The organism is Variovorax sp. 10N432, from assembly GCF_056394465.1.
The window spans coordinates 192824-214027 of sequence record NZ_JBFTHX010000009.1 but is presented as its reverse complement, the minus strand read 5'-3'; the positions used below and the strand labels follow the sequence as shown (position 1 = coordinate 214027).

Sequence of the window (21204 nt, the reverse complement as noted above, 5' to 3'; positions counted from 1 at the left end):
CAGCGCCCGACCATTCCAGCACTTCCCAAGGAGACAAGCACGATGGCCATCACCCTCAACGCGGCGGACGCGCGCGCGACGCAGCCGGAGCCCGAAGGGCTCAAGACGCCGCGCAAGGCCGCCTTCGCGAGCTGGATCGGCAGCGCGGTCGAGTACTACGACTTCTTCATCTACGGCACGGCGGCGGCGCTGGTGTTCGGCAAGATCTTCTTTCCGTCGATCGACCCGAAGCTGGCCACCGTGGCCGCCTTCGCGACCTTCGGCGTCGGCTACATCACGCGTCCGATCGGCGCCTTCTTCATGGGCCACGTGGGCGACAAGTTCGGCCGCAAGAAGGTGCTGACCTTCACCTTGCTGCTGATGGGCATCTCGACCTTCCTGATCGGCCTGCTGCCGACCTACAACCAGGTCGGCATGGCGGCGCCGATCATGCTGGTCATCCTGCGCCTGCTGCAGGGACTGTCGGCGGCCGGCGAGCAGGCCGGGGCCAACTCGATGACGCTCGAACATGCACCGGCGCACCGGCGCGCGTTCTACACCAGCTTCACCTTGAGCGGCACCCAGATGGGCTTCATCCTGGCGACCATCGTGTTCCTGCCGATCTCGGCCCTGCCCGAGGACCAGCTGCTCTCGTGGGGCTGGCGTATTCCGTTCTTCCTGAGCGCGATCGTGGTGGCGGTGGGTTTCTGGGTCCGCCGCACGCTGCCCGAGACACCGGCCTTCAAGGAAGAGGCCGATGCCAAGGAGACCGTCAAGCTGCCCGCGGCCGTTCTGTTCCGCGACCACACGCCGGCCGTGCTGCGCGTGATCTTCGGCGCCCTGGTGTCGGTGGTGAGCACCATCTTCGGACTCTTCGTGCTGTCCTACGCGGTCAACACCGTGCACATCCCGCGCGCCACCATGCTGACGCTGCTGGTCTGCAGCAACGTGGTGGCGCTGGCCGCGATCCCGTTGTGGGCGATCCTGGCCGACCGGATCGGCCGCCGGCCGGTCTTCATCTTCGGCGCGCTGGGCTGCGCGGTGCTGATCTGGCCGACCTTGTGGGCCATCAGCCGCGGCGACCTGACGCTGATCTTCATCTTCGGCCTGCTCACCTCGGGGATCGTCTACAGCGCCTCGAACGCGATCTGGCCCTCGCTCTACGGCGAGATGTTCGACACCCGCGTGCGCCTCTCGGGCATGGCCATCGGCACCCAGATCGGCTTCGCGCTCGGCGGCTTCGCGCCCACCATCAGCGCCGCGATCATGGGCGAAGGCCCGAACGGCTGGATGCCGGTGGCCGCCCTGGTGACGGCGTCCTGCGTGATCGCAGCGATCTCGATCTTCACGGCGCGCGAGACCTACCAGGTGCCGATGCACGAACTCGGCAAGAACGCGAGGGCCTTCGCCTGATGCGCAACGATCCGCAACAGCCGATGCAGCCTGCCGCCGCCGCGCCCGTGCCCGGCGCCGAGACGGTGCGCGTCGACGGCGGCCTGCTGGCCGGCGTGCGCGACGCCGCCACCGGCGTGCGGGCCTACCTGGGCGTGCCCTTCGCGGCGCCGCCGGTGGGCGACCTGCGCTGGCGCCCGCCGGCGCCCGTGGTGCCCTGGGACGGCGTGCGCCGGGCCGACCGCTTCGCGCCGCAGTGCGTGCAGCCGGGCCGTGCCGCCGATTCGGTCTACGCGGAATTCTCGGGCGTGCAGCCGATGAGCGAGGACTGCCTCTGCCTGAACCTGTGGACCCCCGCGGCAGCGGCCGACGAGGCGCTGCCGGTCATGGTCTGGATCCATGGCGGTGCCTTCCAGCAGGGCTCGGCCGCCAACCCGGTCTTCGTGCGCGGCGATCTCGCCCGGCAGGGCGTGGTGCTGGTCACGATCAACTACCGCCTCGGGCCCTTCGGCTTCATGGCGCATCCGGAACTGAGCGCGGAGGCGGGCGGCAGCTCGGGCAACTACGGCTTGCTCGACATGGCGGCGGCCCTGCGCTGGGTCCAGCGCAATGTCGCGGCCTTCGGCGGCGACCCCGCCAAGGTCACGGTGTTCGGGCAGTCCGCCGGCGGCCACGGGGTCGTGGCCCTGATGGCCTCGCCCGAGGCGCGCGGCCTGTTCAGGCACGCCATCGCGCAGAGCTTCGGCATCAGCCCGACCGAGGACCTGGCGGCCGGCGAAGCGAAGGGGCTGGCCTTCGCGGACGGCGACGCCATCGCCTCGCTGCGCGCGTTGACCGCGGACCAGCTGCTGCAGCGCTACCTGGCGCAGGGCACGCGCTTCATGCCGATCGTCGACGGCCGCTTCCTGACCCGCACCCTGGCCGAGACCTTCGGCGCCGGCGAGCAGCAGGCCGTGCCCTTTCTCACCGGCTGGAACCGCGACGAAGGCACGGCCTTCCCGGCGGCGGCCAGTGCCGAGGCATTCCGGGCCCAGCTGAAGCGGCGCTTCGGCGAGCGCGCCGGCGAGGCTGAAGCCTTCTACCCCGCCAACGACGACGCCCAGGCGGCGGCGTCGAGCCGGGCGCTGTTCGGCGACGGCCTCTTCGCCGGCGGCGTGCATGCGGCCGCGCGTGCCCAGGCCCTGCGGGCGCCGACCTATGTCTATCACTTCGCGCACCTGCAGCCCTTCCGGCCGGGCCAGCGCTATCGCGAGGCCGATCCGGCCATGGCGCTCGGCGTCTTCCACAGCTCGGAGTACCCGTACGTCTTCGGCACCACGCGCGAACTCACGCGCGACTGGGGGGCCGAGGACGACCGCATGACAGCCCTCATGCAGGGCTGCTGGATCCGGTTCGCCAGGACCGGCAACCCCAACGGCGAGGGCCTGCCGCACTGGCCCTTGTTCGATGACGGCCGGCCCACCGTGCTGGAGCTCAAGCCCGAGCCCGAACTCGTCGATGTGCCCCGGCGCGCCCAGCTGCGCTTCGTGGCCTGACAACCGAATCTTCCGAACCAGGGACTGCCATGGCCATCGCCCTCGACCGCTTCGGCTTCAACACTGTCACGATGGGCGGTGAGCTCGGCCACAAGCTCGAATGCATGAAGGCGGCCGGCTTCGCCGGCGTCGAGCTGTGGGCGCGCGACCTGATCAACCATCCGGCCGGGGTCGAGAAGGCGGCTCAGCTCGTCAAGCAGAGCGGGCTGAAGGTCACCGACTTCCAGCCGCTGCGCGACTTCGAGTGCGCGCCTGACGCGATGCGCCCGCACCGGCTCGAGATGGCGCGCGAGCAGCTGCGCCAGATGGCGCTGGTCGACACCGACCTGCTGCTGTGCTGCTCGACCACCTCGCCGCTGGCGATCGACGATCCGGAGCGCGCCGCCGAGGACCTGCGCACGCTCGCCACGCTGGCGACGCCGCTGGGCATCCGCATCTGCTACGAGGCGCTTTCGTGGGGCCGCCACGTGAACCGCTGGCACCAGGCCTGGGACATCGTGCGCCGCTGCGACCGCGAGAATGTCGGTCTCAATCTCGACTTCTTCCACATGTCGGTGCATGGCGACGACGGCGCCGAGATGCTGGCGCAACTGGCCGAGGTGCCGGTCGAGAAGATCTTCCTGGTGCAGCTGGCGGACTACTTCTTCGAGTACAGCGACCGCCAGGCCGACATGATCGAGCTGGCCCGCCACCAGCGCCTGTTCCCGGGCGAGGGCCTGCACGACGTGCGCGACCTGGTGCAGCTGCTCGAGGACAAGGGCTATCGCGGCCACTACACCTTCGAGGTCTTCAACGACGACTACGTCAACTCCGACCCGATGGTCATCGGCCAGCGCGCGATGAAGAGCGCGCGCTGGATCAGCGAATCGCATGTGGCTGGCGCGAGGCCGGCCGACCGAAGGACGACATCCCCATGATTTCCGGCAAGACCACCCTGATCGCCCACCTGGGCTACCCGACCGAGAGCTTCAAGGCTCCGATGATCTACAACCCCTGGTTCGACCGGCAGGGCATCGACGCCGTCGTGATGCCGATGGGCGTCAAGACCGAGGATTACGCCGGCGTGCTGGCCTCGCTGTTCAAGCTGACCAATATCCGCGGCGCGCTGGTCACCATGCCGCACAAGATCACGACCTTGTCGCTGGTCGACGAGGCGACCCCGACCGCGAAGATCGCCGGCGCCTGCAACGCGATCCTGAAGCGGCCCGACGGCAGCTTGCTGGGCGACCAGTTCGATGGCGCCGGCTTCGTGCGCGGCGTGCAGCGCAAGGGCCGAGCGCTGGAAGGTGCGCGGGTGCTGGTGTCCGGCAGCGGCGGCGTCGGTTCGGCGATCGCCGCCTCGCTGGCCGCGGCCGGCGTGGCGCAGATGGCGCTCTATGACAGCAGCGCCGCCTCGTCGGAGGCGCTCGCCGGCCGCCTGCGCGCGCACTACCCGCAACTGGTGGTCACGACCGGCTCCAACGACCCGGCCGGCTTCGACCTGGTGGTCAACGCCACGCCGCTCGGCATGAAGGAGGGCGATCCGCTCCCCTTCGACGTCGCGCGCATCGCGCCGTCCACCTTCGTTGGCGAAGTGGTCATGAAGAGCGAATACACGCCGCTCTTGCGCGCAGTGCGCGACAAGGGCTGCGCAGTGCAGGTCGGCACCGACATGCTGTTCGAGATGATTCCGGCCTACCTGGAGTTCTTCGGTTTCGGCAGCGCCACGCCGGAAGATTTGCGGGCGGTGGCGACGCTGGCTTACTGAACGTCATGAGCCTCTTCGAGGCGGTGCTTTCCACGTCCGAGATGCGCGGCGTCTTCGGCGATCGCAGCGTGGTCGACGCGATGCTGCGCTTCGAGGCCGCGCTGGCACGCGCCCAGGCCCGGCTCGGGCTGATCCCGGCCTCGGCCGCCGCGTCGATCGCCGGCAGCTGCAAGGTCGAGCTGTTCGACGTCGCCAAGATCGTTCGAGACAGCGGCCGCGCCGGCAGCATCGCGGACCCGCTGGTCCACAGCCTCAAGGAGGCAGTCGGCCTCTTCAACGCCGACGCGGTGCCTTTCGTGCATTTCGGCTGCGGCGCCCAGGAACTGGTCGACAGTGCGATGGCGCTGCTGACGCGCGAGGCCGTGGCGCTGGTCGATGCCGATCTGGCCCGCGCCGTGCAGGCGCTGCTCGCGCAAGCCGAGCGCCATGCCACCACGCCGATGCTCGCGCGCCCGCTGGGGCAGCCGGACACGGTCACGAGTTTCGGGCGGGTGTGCGTCGACTGGGCGGCGCCGCTCGCCCGCCGCCGCGAGCGGCTGGCCGGGGCCGCGCGCCGGGCGCTGCAGGTGCGGTTCGGCGCCGGCGACGGTGCGGACGACCGGATGCAGGGGCAGGGCGCGGCGGTGCGCCGGCAGTTGGCCGAGGCGCTCGGCCTGCGCGACCCGGGGGCTGACGGGCGCAGCGAGCGCGACGACTGGATCGCACTCGGCTGCGAACTGGGGCTCTTGATCGGCAGCCTGGGCCGGGTCGCCAGCGACATCGCGCTGCTGGCCCGATCCGAGATCGCCGAGTTGGCGGAGGCCGGCGATCCCGCCCGCGGCCAGCGACCGGCGTCGGTGGTCGCGCTGGCGGCCGCGCAGCGCGCGCCGCAGCGCGTGGCGGCGCTGCTGGCCGGGATGCCGCAGGCGCATTCGCCGGGCAGCTGGCAGGCGGAGCTGGCCGAATGGCCCCAGCTCCTGATGTCGGCGCACGGCAGCGCGCGGGCGCTGGCGGACGCCTTGCCCGGCCTGCAGGTCGATGCCGCGCGGATGCTGTCGAATATCGAACAGCTGCGCCTCGACCCGGCGCAAGCCGAGGCCGCCGGTGTGCAGGCACTGGCGCAGGTGCTGGTCCTTCAGTCAGCCCCCGAACCCGTCGATCCAAGCGACATTGCGGGATGACTTCCGCCGCAGCCCGCCGCGGCATCTCGTTCGCCCTGCTGCTGCCGCTGCTGCTGGCGGCGCAGCCGGTCGCCACCGACAGCTACCTGCCGGCACTGCCGGCGATCACGCGCGACCTGGGCCCGGCCAGCGCCAGCCTGACGGTTTTCGTGCTTGCCTTCGGCTTCGGCCAGCTGCCCTGCGGCCCGCTGTCGGACCGCTTCGGGCGCCGCCCGGTGCTGCTGGTCGGCCTCGCCAGCTATGCGCTGGCGGCATTGGGCTGCGCGCTGTCGAGCGGGATCCCGATGCTGGTGGCCTGCCGGGCGCTGCAGGGCTTCTCGATGGCGGCGATCCTGGTCTGCGCGCGGGCCGCGGTGCGCGACCTCTATCCGGCCCACGAGGGGCCGCACGTGATGGCGCGCGGCCTCACCGGACTCGGCGTGGTGGGCCTGCTGGCGCCGCTCATGGGGGCCTGGACGGTGCAGTCCGCGGGCTGGCGCTGGGTGCTGGGAGGGATGGCGGCATATGCATTCCTGCTCTGGCTTCTATGCTGGCGCGGCTTCGACGAAACGCGCGCCGACAGCGCCGGCCCCTCCGCGCCCAAGGGCAGCCTGCGCGAAGTCTTCGCCAGCGCGAGCTTTCGCGCCTGGGCCTCGCTGGCCGCCGCCACCTACGGGGGAATCTTCTGCTTCCTGCTGCTGTCGCCTATGGTCTACATCAGCTACCTGGGCTTCTCTCCCGCCTGGTACGGATGGATCCCGGCCGGCGGCTCGCTGGTCTACATCTTCAGCACCACGCTGTGCCGTCGCCTGCTGCGGCGCGTGGGGGCGGTGCGCGCGGTGCAGATGGGTTCGCTGCTGAGCCTCGCCGGGCCGCTGGTGCAGGCGCTGGGCTGCTGGCTGCTGCCGCGCACGGCCTGGCCGCTGCTGCTGGGCCATGCGATCTACTGCATCGGCCACGGCATCCACCAGCCCTGCGGCCAGGCCGGCGCGGTCGGCGACCTGCCGCATCTGGCGGGCCGCGCGGTGTCGTGGTCCGGATTTGCGATGATGGCGGTGGCCTTCGTTGTCGGCCAGGTGGCCGCCGGCTTCGTCGATCCCGAACTCAGCCACGGCGCCTGGCCCATGGTGGTGCCGATGGCGCTGGCCGGCGCCGCGCTGGTGCTGATCGCCCATGTCTGGCTGCCTCGTCTGCCGCTGTCGCATCCTCGAAAGGAAAGCCCATGATCCGCTTGAACCTGGTCCGCGAGGGCGGTGGCCCGATCGTCGTGCTCAGCCATGCGCTGGGCTGCGACCTCCACATGTGGGACGGCGCGGCGGCGCTGCTGGCGCGGGCCCACACGGTGCTGCGCTACGACCACCGCAACCACGGGGCCTCCGAGTCGCTGGCCGGGCCGGTCACGATGCAGGACCTGGCGGACGACGCGGCCGCGCTGATCGAGCGCGAGGCCGAGGGCGAGCCGGTGCATTTCGTCGGGCTGTCGATGGGCGGCATGGTGGCCCAGGCGCTGGCGGCCCGTCGTCCCGAGTTGCTGAAGACCGTGGTGATCGCCAATTCGGCGTCCCACTATCCGGATGCAGCCCCTTGGCGCACCCGCATCGAGACCGTGCGGGCGCAAGGCGTGGCGGGCATCGCGGAGGGCGCCGTGGCACGCTGGCTCACACCCGGCTACGTGGCGACGCCCGAAGGCGCCGCGGCGGCCCGGCAGTTGCGCGACATGCTCTTGCGCACCGATGCGGCCGGCTACATCGCGAGCTGCGAAGCCGTGGCGGCGATCGACTTCCGCGAGAGCAACCGGCGCATCCCCGTGCCGACGCTGGTGATCGCCGGCACGCGCGACGAGGCCACGCCGCCCTCGATGTCCGAGGCGATGGTGGCGGCGATTCCGGGGTCGCGTCTGGCCACCATAGCAGCCGCTCACTTGAGCGCGGTCGAGCGGCCGGAGGCGTTCACCCAACTGCTGGTGGATTTCTGGCGCAGTCTTTGATGCACTGCGGCGCTATCGCTCAGCTGCCGCGGTAGGTCGAGCAGCTCCACGGCGTGCACAGCATCGGCACGTGATAGTGCTGCTGCGTGTCGAAGATCGCGAAGCGCACGGGCACCGTGTCGAGAAAGGGCATGTCGTTCCCGGCGCCAGGCTGGCGCCGGAAGAAGTCGCCGACGTGGAACAGCAGCTCGTACTGCCCGACCTTCGCCGCGTCGGGCGCGAGCACCGGCTGGTCGGTGCGGCCGTCGGCGTTGGTGGTGAGGGTCTTCACCAGCTTCCAGCCGTCGCCGTCGCGCACCGAGAAATCGATGCGCATGCCGGCGCCGGGGCGGCCCGTGCCGCTGTTCAGGACATGCGTGGAAATGCCTGCCATGTGCTTGTCTCCTTGTCGGCGGATCAGCTGCCGCGGTAGTACGAGTAGCCCCAGGGGGTGAACAAGATCGCGAGGTGGATGCGCTCCGCCGGGTTCGTGATGCGGAAGCGCACCGGCACCTGCGAAAGGAAGTTCGGCTTCGGCAGCGGCGTGCCGCGCGCGGCGAAGTAGTCCTCCAGCTGCAGCAGCAGTTCGTAGCGGCCGGGCTGGTAGGCGGCGTCGAGCAGCAAGGGCTCGTCGGTGCGGCCGCCCTTGTTGGTCTCGAAGCGGCGCAGCAGGTGCAGGTCGTCGCCGTCGTATCTGGAGAGCTGCACCTTCATGCCGGCACCCGGCGAACCGTTGTGCGTGTCGATCGCATGCATCGTGAGGCGCGGGCTCAGGTCGACCTGCGACACCGGCGCGGTCGCGAGCGCGGTCGGCGCGTTCTGTGCGACAGCACCGCCGGCTGCGAGGCTGCCGAGTGCGAGACCCGCGGGCAGGAAGGCGCGGCGGGTGAGGGCGGGCGAAGTCATGGCGCGGCTGCTCCGTTCAATGGGCCAGCAGCCTGCCGAGGCGGAGGCGCGTGATGATCGAGATCTGCTCGAGGGCGGCATCGAGCTCGGTGTCGGTGTCGCGCTCGAGGCGCGTGCGAAGCGCCTCGAAGATCTGCCAGCGTGTGTTCTTGAGCACCGCGATGATGAAAGGGAAGCCATGCTTCGCCGCGTACGCCGCGTTGAGCCGCCGAAGCGTCTGCAGCTCGCTGCGCGTCAAGGCATTGAGGCCGGCCTGCTCGGCGGTCGAGTGGCCGGTCATGGTGCCGGCCTGGGCCTCCTTGCCGGCCAGCTCCGGGTGCATGCGCAGGAAGTCGATGCGCACCTCGCGCGACGTCGCCCGCACCACGTCGATCATCGCGCGGTGCAGATCGTCGATGCTCGCGAACGGCCGCTCGGCCCAGGCCTGGGTCGCGACCCAGGGCGAGTGCTCGAACACCCCGCCCAGTGCGGCGACGAAGCGCACGCGGTCGAGCTGGTTGATGTCCGACAGCGTCAGCGGGAGCGCTTCGGCGGTGTGCATGACGGCGCTCATCGCGTCACCGCCTTCTTCGCGAAACGCGGCACGAAGGCGATGATGAGGATCGCGGCGCAGACCTCGACCGCCGCCACGATGTAGAGCCCCGGCGAGAGCAGGCCGGTCGACGTCTTGATGGCGCCCAGCATCGAAGGGGCGCCGAAGCCGGCGAGGTTGGCGATCGAGTTGATCAGTGCCACGCCGCCCGCCGCGGCCGCACCGGCGAGGAAGCGGCCCGGCAGTTGCCAGAACACCGGGATCGCGCTCATGGTGCCGACGATCGCCAGCGTCTGCGCGGCCAGCGCGATCATCGGGCTCTGCTTCATGAAGAGCGCCGTGAGCGCGAGGCCGACCGCGCCGAGTGCCGCCGCGAAGGCGCAATGCAGCCGGCTTTCCTGCTGCCGGTCGGAGTGCAGGCCGTTGCAGATCATGCCGACGGCGCCGCAGAGGTACGAGGCGGCCATGATCCAGCCCACCGTCGCCGGGTTGGTGAAGCCCACTTCCTTGACCACGGAGGGGCCGAAGAAAGTCAGCGACGAATTGGCCGCGATGATGCAGAAGAAGATCAGGATCAGCAGCCACACGCGGCGGTCCTTCAGCGAGGCGATCAGGCTCTCTTCGCGATGGCCGAGCGCCTTGTTGTCGCGTGCCATGTCTTCGTGCACGAGGCGGCGCTGCTCGGCCGTGAGCCATTGGGCCTGCTCGGGCCGGTCGGTCAGGTAGAACCAGGTCACGAAGCCGGCCAGGACGGAGGGGATGCCCTCGATCAGGAACACCCATTGCCAGCCCGACCAGCCGTTCAGGCCGTGCAGGTTGTTCATGATGCCGCCGGCCAGCGGCCCGCCGATGACGCCGGCGATGGCCGAGGCCGACATGAAGATGCCGAAGGCCTTGGCGCGCCGCTCGCTCGGATACCAGTAGGTGAGGTACAGGATGATGCCGGGATAGAAGCCGGCCTCGAACACGCCCATGAGGAAGCGCAGGAAATAGAACATCGCCGGCGTCTTCACGAACATCGTGGCGACGCAGACGATGCCCCAGCCGATGGTGATGCGCATGATGGTCTTCTTGGCGCCGATCCTTTGCAGCAGCAGGTTCGACGGCACTTCGAAGAAGAAGTAGCCGAGGAAGAAGATGCCGGCGCCCAGCCCGTAGACCGCTTCGCTCCAGCCCAGCTCGTCGAGCATGGTGAGCTTGACGAAGCCGACATTGACGCGGTCGACCCAGGCCAGGACCCAGAGCGCGAAGATGAACGGAATGATGCGCCAGGTGATGCGGCTGTAGGCCGCGTCGAGCGCGCTGGCCGGCGCGGTGGGCACGGCATGTTGGGGAACTTCCAGGGTGGCCATGAACAACTCCTTGACGGGATGCGGGTGGGGCGTCGGATGCGTCCATGGATTGGGCCAGCGCACCCCCCCGGCTGTCGATACCGTGCCGGCATGCGAATCGCTATAGACTGCATCGGACATATCGATAGACGGGTAGGGCGTGTGCATACTATTTCCAGGGTCGCGAAGGCATGCCTTCCCTTCGGGTTGCCCGGCCAAGGGGCCGTCTGCGGCGTTGCCCGCGCTTGCAAGGCGTCAGCCTTGCTGCGCGCGGGCGCCTTGCATCCAGCCCCTCGGCCGGGCAACGCGATCCCTGGAAATAGTATGAACACGCCCTAAGGGAAAACACCATGCAACGCGGCGTCGATCTACTCGACGGCCATCTGCTGCGCGTGCTCGCCACGGTGGTGGAGGAGCGCAGCGTGTCGCGTGCCGCGGCCCGGCTGCGCCAGACGCAGCCCGCCGTGAGCGGCTCGCTCAAGCGCCTGCGCGAGATCTTCGGCGACGCCCTGCTGGTGCGCGACGGCACCGCGATGGTGCCGACCGCCCGCGCCGCCGGCCTCGCCGTGCAGGCGCGGCGTGCGCTCGGCGAACTCGAAGCTTTGCTGGTCGAGCCCGAAGCCTTCGTCCCGTCCGACGCCGAGCAGCGTTTCCGGATCGCCTCGCCGGACTACATCGCGCCCTCATGGATCGCGCGGCTGGCGCAGCACGTGGGCGCCGAGGCGCCGCGCTGCCGCATCGAGTTGCGCGCGCTCGGCCCGACCTTCGACTTCGAGCGTGCGCTGGGCGACGACGAACTCGACCTAGTGATCGGCAACTGGCCGTCGCCGCCCGAGCACCTGCACATCTCGCTGCTGCTGGAGGACGAGCTCGTCTGCCTGATGGCCCGCGACCATCCGCTGGCACAGGGCGCCACGCAGGTCAGCGAGGCCGATTACCTGGCGGCAGGGCATGTGGTGCCGGTGCCCTATGCGATGGCGCAGCGCGGCGTGGTCGAGACCTACCTCGGCGAGCGCCGCCTCGGGCGCGACGCCCGCGTGCAGGTGCCTTACTTCGGGCTGGCGCCGTCGATCGCGGCCAGCACGCGGCTCGTGTTCACCACCGCGCGGCACTTCGCCGAGTACCACGCGCGGCTGCTGCCGCTGGCGCTGCTCGAAGCACCGGCGGGCTTCCCGCGCATGCGCTTCTACCAGCTGTGGCACGACCGGGTCCACCATTCGGCGGCCCATCGCTGGCTGCGCGGCCTGGTGGCGCAGTTCGGGCGCGAGCTGGTCGCCCCGGCGACGCCGCAACGAGGGCAGGGGAATCCGTCGCCCGGCGCTTGAAAAAAGCGTTGCCGGCCCCATCATCGCAACCATGCCTACCACCCGACTCCACATCGATTTCGTGTCCGACGTCTCGTGCCCCTGGTGCGCCGTCGGACTCGGCGCGCTCGAAGCCGCGCTGCGCAACGTCGCCCCCGAGGTCACCGCCGAACTGCGCTTCCAGCCTTTCGAGCTGAATCCGCAGATGCCGCCCGAAGGCCAGGACACCTTCGAGCACCTGAACCAGAAGTACGGGTCGAGCCGGGAGCAGCAGGCCCAGGCCCGTGCCGCGATCCGTGCCCGCGGCGCCGACGTCGGCTTTGCCTTCAGCGAGGGCGGGCGCCCGCGCATCTACAACACCTTCGATGCCCACCGGCTGCTGCACTGGGCGGAGCTGGAAGACCTGGCCAAACAGGCGGCGCTCAAGAAGGCGCTGCTCAAAGCGTGCCACACCGATGGCGAGAATCCGTCCGACCCCGAGGTGCTGGTGCGCCTGGCCACCGAATCGGGGCTCGATCCGGAGCGCGCACGGAGCATCCTGGCGAGCGACGAATACGCCGCCGAGACCCGCGAGCGCGAGCGGCTCTACACCGATGCGGGCATCCATTCGGTGCCGGCGATCATCATCGACAACAAGCACCTGATCTCCGGCGGCCAGCCGGTCGAAGTGTTCGAGCGCGCGCTGCGGCAGATCGCGGGCGCCGAGCCGGCCCGCACGGCCGAAGCCTGAGGCTTCAAGCCCTGCAACCGAGGCTCAGGGCTTCTGCAGCATCTCGATGAGCCGGGCCAGCGCCACCGATGGCGTGCCCTGCCAGACCAGGTGCGTGCGGTTGCCGCGGATGCGCTCCGGCAGCGGGTGCTGGCGGACATCGGCGGTGGCGCGCAGCGCCTTCAGCACCGACACCGGCACGATCGCGAAGCCGGTGCCGGCGGCGACGCAGGCGATCATCGCCTGGTAGGAAGAAAACTCCAGCGAGCGCGACGCCGAGACGCCGCCCTTGACCAGCCATTGCTCGAGCAAGCGGCGGTACGAGCAGCCCGGCGCGAAGGCGATCAGGGTCGCATCGGCCAGGTCGCCGGCGCGGCTCACGGCGGCCACGCTGCGCGCCGTGATGAGCACCAGCTCCTCGTCGAACACGGGCATCGATTCGAGCTCCGGCGCGGCAAAGGGCTCGGACACGAACGCGGCCTCCAGCTCGAAGGCCCTGACCCGCTTGAGCAATGCGCCCGTGGTGCCGGTCGCCAGCTCGACCACCACCCCCGGATAGAGCCTGTGGAAACGTGACAGCACCGGCGCCAGCCGGCTGCCCGCCGTGCTTTCGAGCGAGCCGAGCCTGAAGGTGCCGAAGGGGAGGTCGCTGCGCAATTCGCTTTCGGCCTCGTCGGCCAGGCGCAGCAGGCGCTCGGCATAGGGCAGCAGCTTGTGGCCGGCCGGTGCCAGCGCGAGCGAGCGGCCCTGTCGATGGAACAGCTTCTGCCCCAGGCGCTCCTCCAGCTGCTGGATGCGGGTCGTGACGTTGGACTGCACGCGGTTGAGCTTGTCGGCGGCCCGGATCACGCCGCCTTCGGCCACGACGGTGCGGAAGATCTCCAGGGAGTCGAGGTCGATGGTTCTCATAACAAGAATGAATGTTCAGAATAATTCATTTGTCGAATGAGGCGATTTTGCGTCCAATCTGGAGCCATGTCGAACCCTTCCATCGCCTTCGGCCGGCCCTCCTTGTTCGCAGTCTGCGGCGCTGGCCTGCTGGCGCTGGCGATCGCGATGGGCATCGGCCGCTTCGCCTTCACCCCGATGCTGCCGCTGATGATCCGCGCCGGCAGCGCCGACGTCGGCGCCGGCGGCTGGCTGGCGGCGGCCAACTATGCGGGCTACCTGCTGGGTGCGCTCACGGCGGCGCGGCTGCCGCTGTCGCCGCAACGCACGGGCCTGCTGTCGCTGGCCGTGATCGTCGGGTCGACGGCGGCGATGGGGCTGGTCGATTCGCTCGCGGCCTGGCTGCTGCTGCGCGGCATCGCCGGCGTCGCCAGCGCCTGGGCGCTGGTAAGCACCAGCGTCTGGTGCCTGTCGTGGCTGGCGCGCCTGGGCCGGCCGAACGGCGCCGGCATGGTCTATGCGGGTGTCGGGGCCGGCATCGCGCTGGCGGGGCTGTACTGCTGGCGTGCCGGCGCGGCCGACATTGCGCCCGATCGCCTGTGGCTGCATCTCGGCCTGCTGGCACTCGTCGGATCGATCATCGTGGCGGCGCTGATGCCTCGCGAGGCCGGCCCCCTGGCCGTGGCGGCCGCTGCGCCGGGCACCGGACCCGCAAGCGCAGCGCCGGGCGATTCGCAGTGGGACCTGGTCATCTGCTACGGCATGCTCGGCTTCGGCTACATCCTGCCGGCCACTTTCCTGCCGGTGCTGGCGCGGGCGGTGGTCGACAATCCTGCGGTGTTCGGTGCCGCTTGGCCGGTCTTCGGCGCCGCGGCCGCGTTGTCGACGCTGTTGGCGGGCGCTCTGCTGTCGGGCCTGTCGCGCCGCCATGTGCTGGCGGGCAGCCATCTGCTGATGGCGCTGGGCTGCCTGCTGCCGGTGCTGCACCTGTCCGCGGGCACGGTGCTCGCGGCGGCGCTGCTGGTGGGCGGGACCTTCATGGTCGCCACCATGGCGGGCATCCAGGCGGCGCGGGCCGGCGCCACGGGCGATCCCGCGCGAGCGCTCGGACGCATGACGGCGTCCTTCGCGATCGGCCAGATGGCCGGGCCGGTGCTGTCCTCCGCCCTGAGCGGCGGCGCAGCGGGCTTCGGTGGCCTCTTCATCGCACTGGCGACGGGCGCCGTCACCTTGCTGGCGAGTGCCGCATGGCTGTTGCGCGCGCCGCGCAGCGCCCGACCCTCACCGAACTGAAAGGACTCCGCATGCTCATCCCTCAAGGCCACACCGAACCCTGGGCCGAGCGCCTGCCACTGCCTGCCGCCGAAGCCATGACAGAGGCCCAGCGCGCGGCCGCGCAAGCGCTGATCGACGGGCCGCGCAAGGCCGTCTTCGGCCCCTTCGTTCCCTTGCTGCAAAGCCCGGCGCTGATGGAGCGCATCGGCAGCCTGGGCGAGTACCTGCGCTTCGACAGCGCGCTCGATGCGCGCGTGCGCGAGCTGGTGATCTGCGCGGTCGCGCGTCATGTCGGCAACCAGTTCGAATGGGTGCTGCATGCGGGCGCGGCGGTCAAGGCCGGGGTCGATGCGGGCGCGGTCGAGGCGCTTCGCCTGGGCCGCCGCGCGGCACCGCTGGCCGAGGATGAGCAGCTGGCCCTCGACTTCGCCCTCGAGCTGCTGCGGCACCATGGCGTCAGCGAGCCGACCTACGCAGCGGCCGAGGCCCGCTTCGGCAAGGCGGCGGTGGTCGAGCTGTCGGCCCTGGTCGGGTACTTCGCGATGGTCTGCTGGATCATGAACGCGGCCCACACGCCGGTGCAGGGTGCCGAGGGCCAGCCGGGGCTGCAGGCCTTCCCGCTGTAGCTTTTCCGCTGCACCGCGAGGCGGGGCGCGAGCGGTCAGGCTGGGGTCCGTTGGCGAAGGCACAATGGCGCCGCGCGCGGACCGGGTCCGTGAACCGAACCCCTTCCGCCTCCGCTCATGCTCGACAAACGCTTTTTTCCGCGCCAGGCCGTCGCGTCCGGCGGCAACCGCTGGGATTGGGCGCTGCTGCCACTGGTGCTGGCCACGCTGTTCGCGCTGGCCTACGGCGGCGCCCAGATGGCGCGGCCCTACGAGCTCGGCCAGCCGCTGCCGATCAGCCTCGACCCGTGGCAGCTGCCGTACTACCTGCTGCGCACCACGCTGCGCATGTTCCTGGCGCTCGGGGCCTCGCTGCTGTTCAGCTGCGCCTTCGCGGTGCTCGCGACCCGCTATCGCGCGGCGGAAAAGGTGCTGGTGCCGATGCTCGACATCCTGCAGTCGATCCCGATCCTCGGCTTCCTGTCGATCACGGTGACCGGCTTCATCGCGCTGTTCCCGGGCAACCTGCTGGGGGTCGAGTGCGCGGCGATCTTCGCCATCTTCACCTCGCAGGCCTGGAACATGGCCTTCAGCCTCTACCAGTCGCTGCGCACCGTGCCGTCCGAGCTGCGCGAGGCCGCCTCGGTGTTCCAGCTCTCGGCCTGGCACCGCTTCTGGCGTCTCGAGCTCCCGTTCGCGATGCCCGGCTTGCTGTGGAACATGATGATGTCGATGTCGGGCGGCTGGTTCTTCGTGGTCGCCTCGGAGGCGATCTCGGTGTCCAACCAGAGCATCATGCTGCCGGGCGTGGGCTCCTACATCGCGATGGCGATCCAGGCCCGCGACCTCGGCGCCATCGGCTGGGCCATCGGCGGCATGCTGATCGGGATCACGCTCTACGACCAGCTCTTCTTCCGGCCGCTGATCGCCTGGGCCGACAAGTTCCGTTTCGAGGAGGGCAGCAGCGAAGACGCGCCGCGCTCCTGGCTGCTGACCTGGCTGCGGCGCACCGAACGCATCCGCCAAGGCATGGCCGCCGCGGCGCGGCTGCTCGAACGCTCGCTGCTGCTGTTCCGGCGCGACCACGACGGCACCTCGATCAAGGCTCGGCCGAGCACGCCGAACCCGGCCGTCGGCCGTGCCTGGGACGCGGTGCTGGCCGCTGCGGTGCTGCTCGCCGTGGTCTGGCTGGTGCGCTTCATCCACGCCGAGGTTGGATGGTCCGAGGTGGCCCACGTGTTCGTGCTCGGGCTCTACACCATGATCCGGGTGGTGGTGCTGATCGCGCTGGCGGCGCTGGTGTGGGTGCCGATCGGCATCTGGATCGGCATGAATCCGCGCTGGGCCGGACGGCTGCAGGGCGTGGCGCAGTTCATGGCCGCCTTCCCGGCCAACCTGATGTTCCCGGTGGCGGTGCTGTTCATCGTGCGCTGGCAGCTCAACCCCAACATCTGGCTGGCGCCGCTGATGGTGCTGGGCACGCAGTGGTACCTGCTGTTCAACGTGATCGCGGGCGCCTCCACCGTCCCGACCGAGCTGCGCTATGCGGCCAGCAACCTCGGGCTCACGGGTTGGCTCAAATGGCGGCGCTACCTGCTGCCGGCGGTGTTCCCGAGCTTCGTCACCGGCGCCATCACGGCCAGCGGCGGCTCCTGGAACGCCAGCATCGTGGCCGAGTACGTCACCTGGGGCGACACCACGCTGCAGGCGGCGGGCCTGGGCAGCTACATCGCCCACATGACGGCCATCGGCGACTTCCCGCGCATCGCGCTGGGCATCGGCGTGATGTGCGTGTTCGTCATGGGCATGAACCACTTCGTCTGGCGCCGGCTCTATGAATTGGCCGAGAACCGGATGCATTTCTGATGACCAACGCGCGAGGAGGGCCCATGGCCGAAGCCATCGTTGAACTCAAGGGCGTGGGCAAGTCCTTTCGCTCGGCCGACGGCTCCGCCCGCTCGGTGCTCGAAGGCGTCGACTTCCGCCTGGCCGAAGGCGAGATCGTGGCGCTGCTGGGCCAGTCGGGATCCGGCAAGTCGACCCTGCTGCGGATCCTCGCGGGCCTGATCGGCGCCGACGCCGGCAGCGCGCGCTACCGTGGCCAGCCGCTCTACGGGCCGGCGCGCGGCATCGCGATGGTGTTCCAGTCGTTCGCGCTCTTTCCCTGGCTCACGGTGCAGCAGAACGTCGAGCTCGGGCTCGAGGCGCGCGGCGTCGAGCCGGCCGAACGCGCCCGGCGCGCCAATGCCGCGATCGAGCTCATCGGCCTCGCGGGTTTCGAGGGCGCCTTGCCGCGCGAGTTGTCGGGCGGCATGCGCCAGCGGGTGGGCATCGCGCGGGCGCTGGTGATCGAGCCCGAGGTGCTGCTCATGGACGAGGCCTTCTCGGCCCTCGACGTGCTCACGGGCGAGCGCCTGCGCGACGACATCCTGCGCTTGTGGAGCGGGGGCGAGATGCCGACCAAGGCGATGCTGATCGTCTCCCACAACATCGAGGAAGCGGTGCTGATGGCCGACCGGGTGCTGATCTTCGCCGCCGACCCGGGCCGCGTGCGCGCCGAGCTGCCGATCCGGCTGGCACGGCCGCGCGACGTCGACAGCCTCGAAGTGAGGGCGCTGATCGACGAGGCCTACGCGCTGATGACGGCCAGTGCGCCGGTGGCCGGCCGCGCAACCGAGGAGCCGGTGCGCATGCACCTGGGCGACCGGCTGCCCGATGCCGACATCGGCCGCATGGAAGCCCTGCTCGAAATGCTGGTGGAAGACGGCCGCGAAGGCCGTGCCGACCTGCCGCAGCTGGCCGAAGAGGCCGAGCTCACCGACCACGACCTGCTGCCGCTGGCGCAGGCGCTGGCGCTGCTGGGTTTCGCGCAACTGGCGGATGGCGACCTGCACTTGACCGAACTGGGCCGCCACTACGTCGCGGGTGCGCACACGCTGCGTCAGCAGCTGCTGGGCCAGCAGCTGCTGGCCCACGTGCCGCTCGCGGCCCACATCCGCCACAGCCTGGAGCAGGCGCCCGCGGGCGAATTGCCGCAGGAGCCTTTCCTCGATCTGCTGGAAGAAAGCCTGGACCGCGCGACCGCCGAACGGGTGCTGCGGACCGCGATCGAATGGGGCCGCTACGGCGAGGTGTTCGAGTTCGATCTGCGGACCGGACAAATTCATTTGCCGGCTGGTGAAGAACAGGAAAAAAATGCTCTATAATCGAAGGCTTCGCGGGAGTAGCTCAGTTGGTAGAGCGCAACCTTGCCAAGGTTGAGGTCGAGAGTTCGAGACTCTTCTCCCGCTCCAGATTTTTGGAAATTTTGAGAATTTTGGATACGCGAAGCATCACAGCCGGTCAACCGGTTTGTTCGATGCAGGAAGCCACCCGACGGGTGGCTTTTTTTTCGTCTGGCGAACGTCAGCTCCGCTGCGCGGCCACGCTGCGCCACGCGATCTCGTCCATCTCGGCGACCCACGCCGCATCGTCGGGCGTGCCGCTGCCCAAGCCCCGCAGAAGGCGATAGCGCCGCCCGCCCCAGGCGGCGGTCAAGAGGGCGTGGACGGTCGCGTCCGTGGGTGGATCGGGCAACCCGCAGGCGGCGAAGGCCTGCAGCCAGCGGGTCGCCAGTTCGTCGTACACGCGCAGGTGATGCTTGGGCTCGGCCACGCGGTGTTCGAGCAGCAGCATGCCCTGATCGAAGGCCGGCAGGCCGTCGAGCCGGCTGTCGCAAGTGATGCGCACCAGTCGCGCGATGCGCTCGCGCGCAGCCAGTGCGGCCGTGGGCGGCGCGACGACGTCGGCGTCGAGCCGCCGCAGCAGGGCTTCGACGCAGTGGCGAACGTAGCCGGAGAGCAGCGCCTCCTTATCCGGGAAGTAGTCGTACAGCGTGCCGACCGCGATGCCGGTTTCGAGGGCCACGGCGCGGGTCGTCACGCCATCCCAGCCCTCGGCCTCCCAAATCCGAACAAAGGCGTCGTAGATGGCCTGCACGGTGAACTTGCCGCGGGCCTGCGTCGGGCGTTTCAGGGGCTTGGAGCGAGGTGCGGCGGCCGGCGCCTTTTTTCCGAACCCGCGGCTGGAGGGAGGGCGATACATTTTTCGGCAAGGGGATCGGCCCCGAATCACCTGAGGCCAGACATGAACGACGCTTTCACTTTAACCCGTCTCGAAACCCGCAAGGACGCGCTCGGCACCACCCGCCTGCGCAGCGCTCCGGACGCCGGCACGCTGGCGCCCGGCGAGGTGCTGCTGCGCATCGACCGCTTCTCGCTCACCACCAACAACATCACCTATGCGGCCTTCGGCGACGCCATGATGAAGTACTGGTCGTTCTTTCCGACCGGTGACGAGGCCTGGGGCCACATGCCGGCCTGGGGCTTTGCCGACGTGGTGGCCTCGACGGTCGAAGGCGTCGCGGTCGGCGAACGCTTCTACGGCTACTTCCCGATCGCCAGCCACCTGCGCATGACGCCGGTGCGGGTGACCGGGCGCGGCTTCTACGACGGCGCGCCGCACCGCAGCGAACTGGTCTCCGCCTACAACCAGTACATGCGCTGCAGCCACGATGCCGGCTACGACCGGGCGCTCGAGGACTACCAGATGCTGGTGCGGCCGCTGTTCATCACCTCGTTCATGCTGGCGGATTTCCTCGAGGACAACGCCTTCTTCGGCGCCCGGCAGGTGGTCGTGTCCAGCGCCTCGAGCAAGACCGCCTACGGCACGGCCTTCTGTCTGCGCCGGAACGAAGGGCGCAGCCTGGTCGCGCTGACTTCGCCGCGCAACCGCGGCTTCGTCGAGAACCTCGGCTGCTACGACCAGGTGCTTTCCTATGACAGCGCGGTGCGTCTGCCCGCCGAGGTGCCGACGCTTTATGTCGACTTCGCCGGCGACGACGACCTGCGCGCCACGGTCCACCACCATTTCGGTGCGGCCCTGGTCTACGACTGCTATGCGGGCTCGGCGCAGAAGACCGCCTTCCTGGCCGAATCGCCATTGCCGGGCCCGAAACCCTTGCTCTACTTCGCGCCGGTGCAGATCCGCAAGCGCAACGCCGACTGGGGCCCGCAGGAAGTGAACCGGCGCTTCAACGAGGCGCAGGGCCGCTTCATCGCCGAGCTGAGCCGGCCGGGCAATCGCTGGATGACGCTGGCGCAGAGCCAGGGCTTCGAGGCCGCGCAGCAGGTGATCGCCGACCTGCACGCGGGCCGCGTCGACCCGCGCACTGCGCACGTGGTGCGGCTGGGCTGAGGCGCGACACGCCTACATCTCGTCGATCTGCGTGCTGCGCGTCTGCTCCTGCGCCGCCAGCGAGTAGCGCTCGCGCGTCTTCACGTAGAAGCTGGCCCCGAAGCGGCCGACCGGAAAGTAGTGCTGCAGCCGCACGCGCCAGGCGTCGGTATCGATCAGCTCGTCGCGCGCGTGCATCCAGCGCACCTGGCCGATGAAGATCTGCCGACTGGCGGTCTCCAGCGTCTCCCAGAGCGTGCACTCGAACGCCACCGGCGCCTCGGCGATGCGCGGTGGCTTCACGGCCCGGCTCGGCAGCGGCGTGAAGCCCACCACATCGAGCTCGCTCACGTGCGGCGGGTGGCGGTCGCCGCAGCGGTGCATCTGCTCGGCGATGTCCTCGTCGGCCAGGTGGACCACGAACTCGCCGGTGCGCACGATGTTGGCGGCCGTGTCCTTGAGCGCGTTGTCCTGCAGCCGGTTGACGCTGATCATGACGATGGGCGGCTCCTCGCCGAGCATGTTGAACATGCTGAAGGGCGCGGCGTTGACGACGCCGTCGGCGCCGAGGGTGGTGACCAGGGCGATCGGGCGTGGCACGATCAGGCTCGCCATGAGCTTGTAGCGCTGGTATTCGGTGAGAGCGGAAAAGTCGATGTCCATTCGGATTCCTTGACGGTCA

21 protein-coding genes and 1 tRNA gene are annotated in these 21204 nt (G+C 69.9%); 15 read left to right on the top strand and 7 right to left on the bottom strand.

The window, feature by feature from the left end; all coding sequences use genetic code 11:
- Nucleotides 1-42: 42 nt before the first annotated feature.
- The 7 genes from AC1DF3_RS13730 to pcaD are packed head-to-tail and all read left to right on the top strand — an operon-like array spanning nucleotide 43 to nucleotide 7779.
- Nucleotides 43-1392 (top strand): MFS transporter, encoded by a 1350-nt coding sequence (locus AC1DF3_RS13730; protein WP_286532492.1) that lies wholly within the window; start codon nucleotides 43-45, stop codon nucleotides 1390-1392.
- Between the two features lie 23 nt (nucleotides 1393-1415).
- Entirely contained in the window at nucleotides 1416-2906 is a 1491-nt protein-coding gene (locus AC1DF3_RS13725; protein WP_478139901.1) for a carboxylesterase/lipase family protein, read from the top strand.
- A gap of 29 nt (nucleotides 2907-2935) precedes the next feature.
- Entirely contained in the window at nucleotides 2936-3823 is an 888-nt protein-coding gene (locus AC1DF3_RS13720) for a sugar phosphate isomerase/epimerase family protein (RefSeq protein WP_478139900.1), read from the top strand.
- Nucleotides 3820-4653 (top strand): shikimate dehydrogenase family protein, encoded by an 834-nt coding sequence (locus AC1DF3_RS13715; RefSeq protein WP_301815025.1) that lies wholly within the window; start codon nucleotides 3820-3822, stop codon nucleotides 4651-4653. Before AC1DF3_RS13720 ends, AC1DF3_RS13715 begins: the two co-directional genes overlap by 4 nt.
- Before the next feature lie 5 nt (nucleotides 4654-4658).
- Entirely contained in the window at nucleotides 4659-5813 is a 1155-nt protein-coding gene (locus AC1DF3_RS13710; protein ID WP_478139899.1) for a lyase family protein, read from the top strand.
- Nucleotides 5810-7018 carry a multidrug effflux MFS transporter gene (locus tag AC1DF3_RS13705; protein WP_478139898.1) on the top strand — a complete coding sequence of 403 codons (1209 nt, stop codon included), beginning with the start codon at nucleotides 5810-5812 and terminating at the stop codon, nucleotides 7016-7018. The genes AC1DF3_RS13710 and AC1DF3_RS13705 overlap by 4 nt, the downstream gene beginning before the upstream one ends.
- Nucleotides 7015-7779, top strand: a complete 765-nt coding sequence (gene pcaD / locus AC1DF3_RS13700) for a 3-oxoadipate enol-lactonase (protein ID WP_286532507.1) — start codon at nucleotides 7015-7017, stop codon at nucleotides 7777-7779. The genes AC1DF3_RS13705 and pcaD overlap by 4 nt, the downstream gene beginning before the upstream one ends.
- 19 nt (nucleotides 7780-7798) lie before the next feature.
- On the opposite strand, the gene uraH (AC1DF3_RS13695) is transcribed toward pcaD, so the two are convergent.
- The 4 genes from uraH (AC1DF3_RS13695) to AC1DF3_RS13680 are packed head-to-tail and all read right to left on the bottom strand — an operon-like array spanning nucleotide 7799 to nucleotide 10548.
- A complete protein-coding gene (uraH, locus tag AC1DF3_RS13695; RefSeq protein WP_301815030.1) occupies nucleotides 7799-8152 on the bottom strand; it encodes a hydroxyisourate hydrolase in 354 nt (117 codons plus the stop codon).
- 23 nt (nucleotides 8153-8175) lie between these two features.
- Entirely contained in the window at nucleotides 8176-8664 is a 489-nt protein-coding gene (uraH, locus tag AC1DF3_RS13690) for a hydroxyisourate hydrolase (protein ID WP_478139897.1), read from the bottom strand.
- A gap of 16 nt (nucleotides 8665-8680) precedes the next feature.
- Nucleotides 8681-9217, bottom strand: coding sequence for a 2-oxo-4-hydroxy-4-carboxy-5-ureidoimidazoline decarboxylase (gene uraD, locus AC1DF3_RS13685; RefSeq protein ID WP_478139896.1), 537 nt, complete (start codon nucleotides 9215-9217; stop codon nucleotides 8681-8683).
- A complete protein-coding gene (locus tag AC1DF3_RS13680) occupies nucleotides 9214-10548 on the bottom strand; it encodes an MFS transporter (protein WP_478139895.1) in 1335 nt (444 codons plus the stop codon). The genes uraD and AC1DF3_RS13680 overlap by 4 nt, the downstream gene beginning before the upstream one ends.
- A gap of 329 nt (nucleotides 10549-10877) precedes the next feature.
- Here AC1DF3_RS13680 and AC1DF3_RS13675 point away from each other — a divergent pair, with 329 nt between their 5' ends.
- Nucleotides 10878-11852, top strand: coding sequence for a LysR family transcriptional regulator (locus AC1DF3_RS13675; RefSeq protein WP_286532517.1), 975 nt, complete (start codon nucleotides 10878-10880; stop codon nucleotides 11850-11852).
- A gap of 31 nt (nucleotides 11853-11883) precedes the next feature.
- Entirely contained in the window at nucleotides 11884-12561 is a 678-nt protein-coding gene (locus tag AC1DF3_RS13670; protein WP_301815036.1) for a DsbA family oxidoreductase, read from the top strand.
- A gap of 24 nt (nucleotides 12562-12585) precedes the next feature.
- Here the strand turns inward: AC1DF3_RS13670 and AC1DF3_RS13665 are convergent, their stop codons facing one another.
- Complete coding sequence (locus AC1DF3_RS13665) at nucleotides 12586-13449, bottom strand: LysR family transcriptional regulator (protein ID WP_286532523.1); 864 nt, start codon at nucleotides 13447-13449, stop codon at nucleotides 12586-12588.
- A gap of 66 nt (nucleotides 13450-13515) precedes the next feature.
- Between AC1DF3_RS13665 and AC1DF3_RS13660 the strand changes: the two genes are divergently transcribed.
- From AC1DF3_RS13660 to AC1DF3_RS13640, 5 genes are all read left to right on the top strand, one after another.
- Nucleotides 13516-14721 (top strand): YbfB/YjiJ family MFS transporter, encoded by a 1206-nt coding sequence (locus tag AC1DF3_RS13660; protein WP_478139894.1) that lies wholly within the window; start codon nucleotides 13516-13518, stop codon nucleotides 14719-14721.
- Nucleotides 14722-14732: 11 nt separating this feature from the next.
- Complete coding sequence (locus AC1DF3_RS13655; RefSeq protein WP_478139893.1) at nucleotides 14733-15329, top strand: carboxymuconolactone decarboxylase family protein; 597 nt, start codon at nucleotides 14733-14735, stop codon at nucleotides 15327-15329.
- 117 nt (nucleotides 15330-15446) lie between these two features.
- The gene (locus AC1DF3_RS13650) at nucleotides 15447-17174 is read left to right on the top strand and encodes an ABC transporter permease (RefSeq protein ID WP_478139892.1); all 1728 of its coding nucleotides are present in this window, start codon (nucleotides 15447-15449) and stop codon (nucleotides 17172-17174) included.
- 23 nt (nucleotides 17175-17197) lie between these two features.
- Nucleotides 17198-18514 (top strand): ABC transporter ATP-binding protein, encoded by a 1317-nt coding sequence (locus AC1DF3_RS13645; protein WP_478139891.1) that lies wholly within the window; start codon nucleotides 17198-17200, stop codon nucleotides 18512-18514.
- A gap of 11 nt (nucleotides 18515-18525) precedes the next feature.
- Nucleotides 18526-18601, top strand: a tRNA-Gly gene (locus tag AC1DF3_RS13640).
- A 112-nt stretch (nucleotides 18602-18713) separates the two neighbouring features.
- Here the strand turns inward: AC1DF3_RS13640 and AC1DF3_RS13635 are convergent.
- On the bottom strand, nucleotides 18714-19391 hold the full coding sequence (locus AC1DF3_RS13635) for a TetR/AcrR family transcriptional regulator (RefSeq protein ID WP_478139890.1): 678 nt from the start codon (nucleotides 19389-19391) through the stop codon (nucleotides 18714-18716).
- 42 nt (nucleotides 19392-19433) lie between these two features.
- On the opposite strand from AC1DF3_RS13635, the gene AC1DF3_RS13630 reads away from it, so the two are divergent.
- Nucleotides 19434-20543 carry a DUF2855 family protein gene (locus AC1DF3_RS13630; protein ID WP_478139889.1) on the top strand — a complete coding sequence of 370 codons (1110 nt, stop codon included), beginning with the start codon at nucleotides 19434-19436 and terminating at the stop codon, nucleotides 20541-20543.
- A gap of 12 nt (nucleotides 20544-20555) precedes the next feature.
- Here AC1DF3_RS13630 and AC1DF3_RS13625 read toward each other — a convergent pair whose 3' ends face one another.
- On the bottom strand, nucleotides 20556-21185 hold the full coding sequence (locus AC1DF3_RS13625) for a flavin reductase family protein (protein ID WP_478139888.1): 630 nt from the start codon (nucleotides 21183-21185) through the stop codon (nucleotides 20556-20558).
- Between the last annotated feature and the right edge of the window lie 19 nt (nucleotides 21186-21204).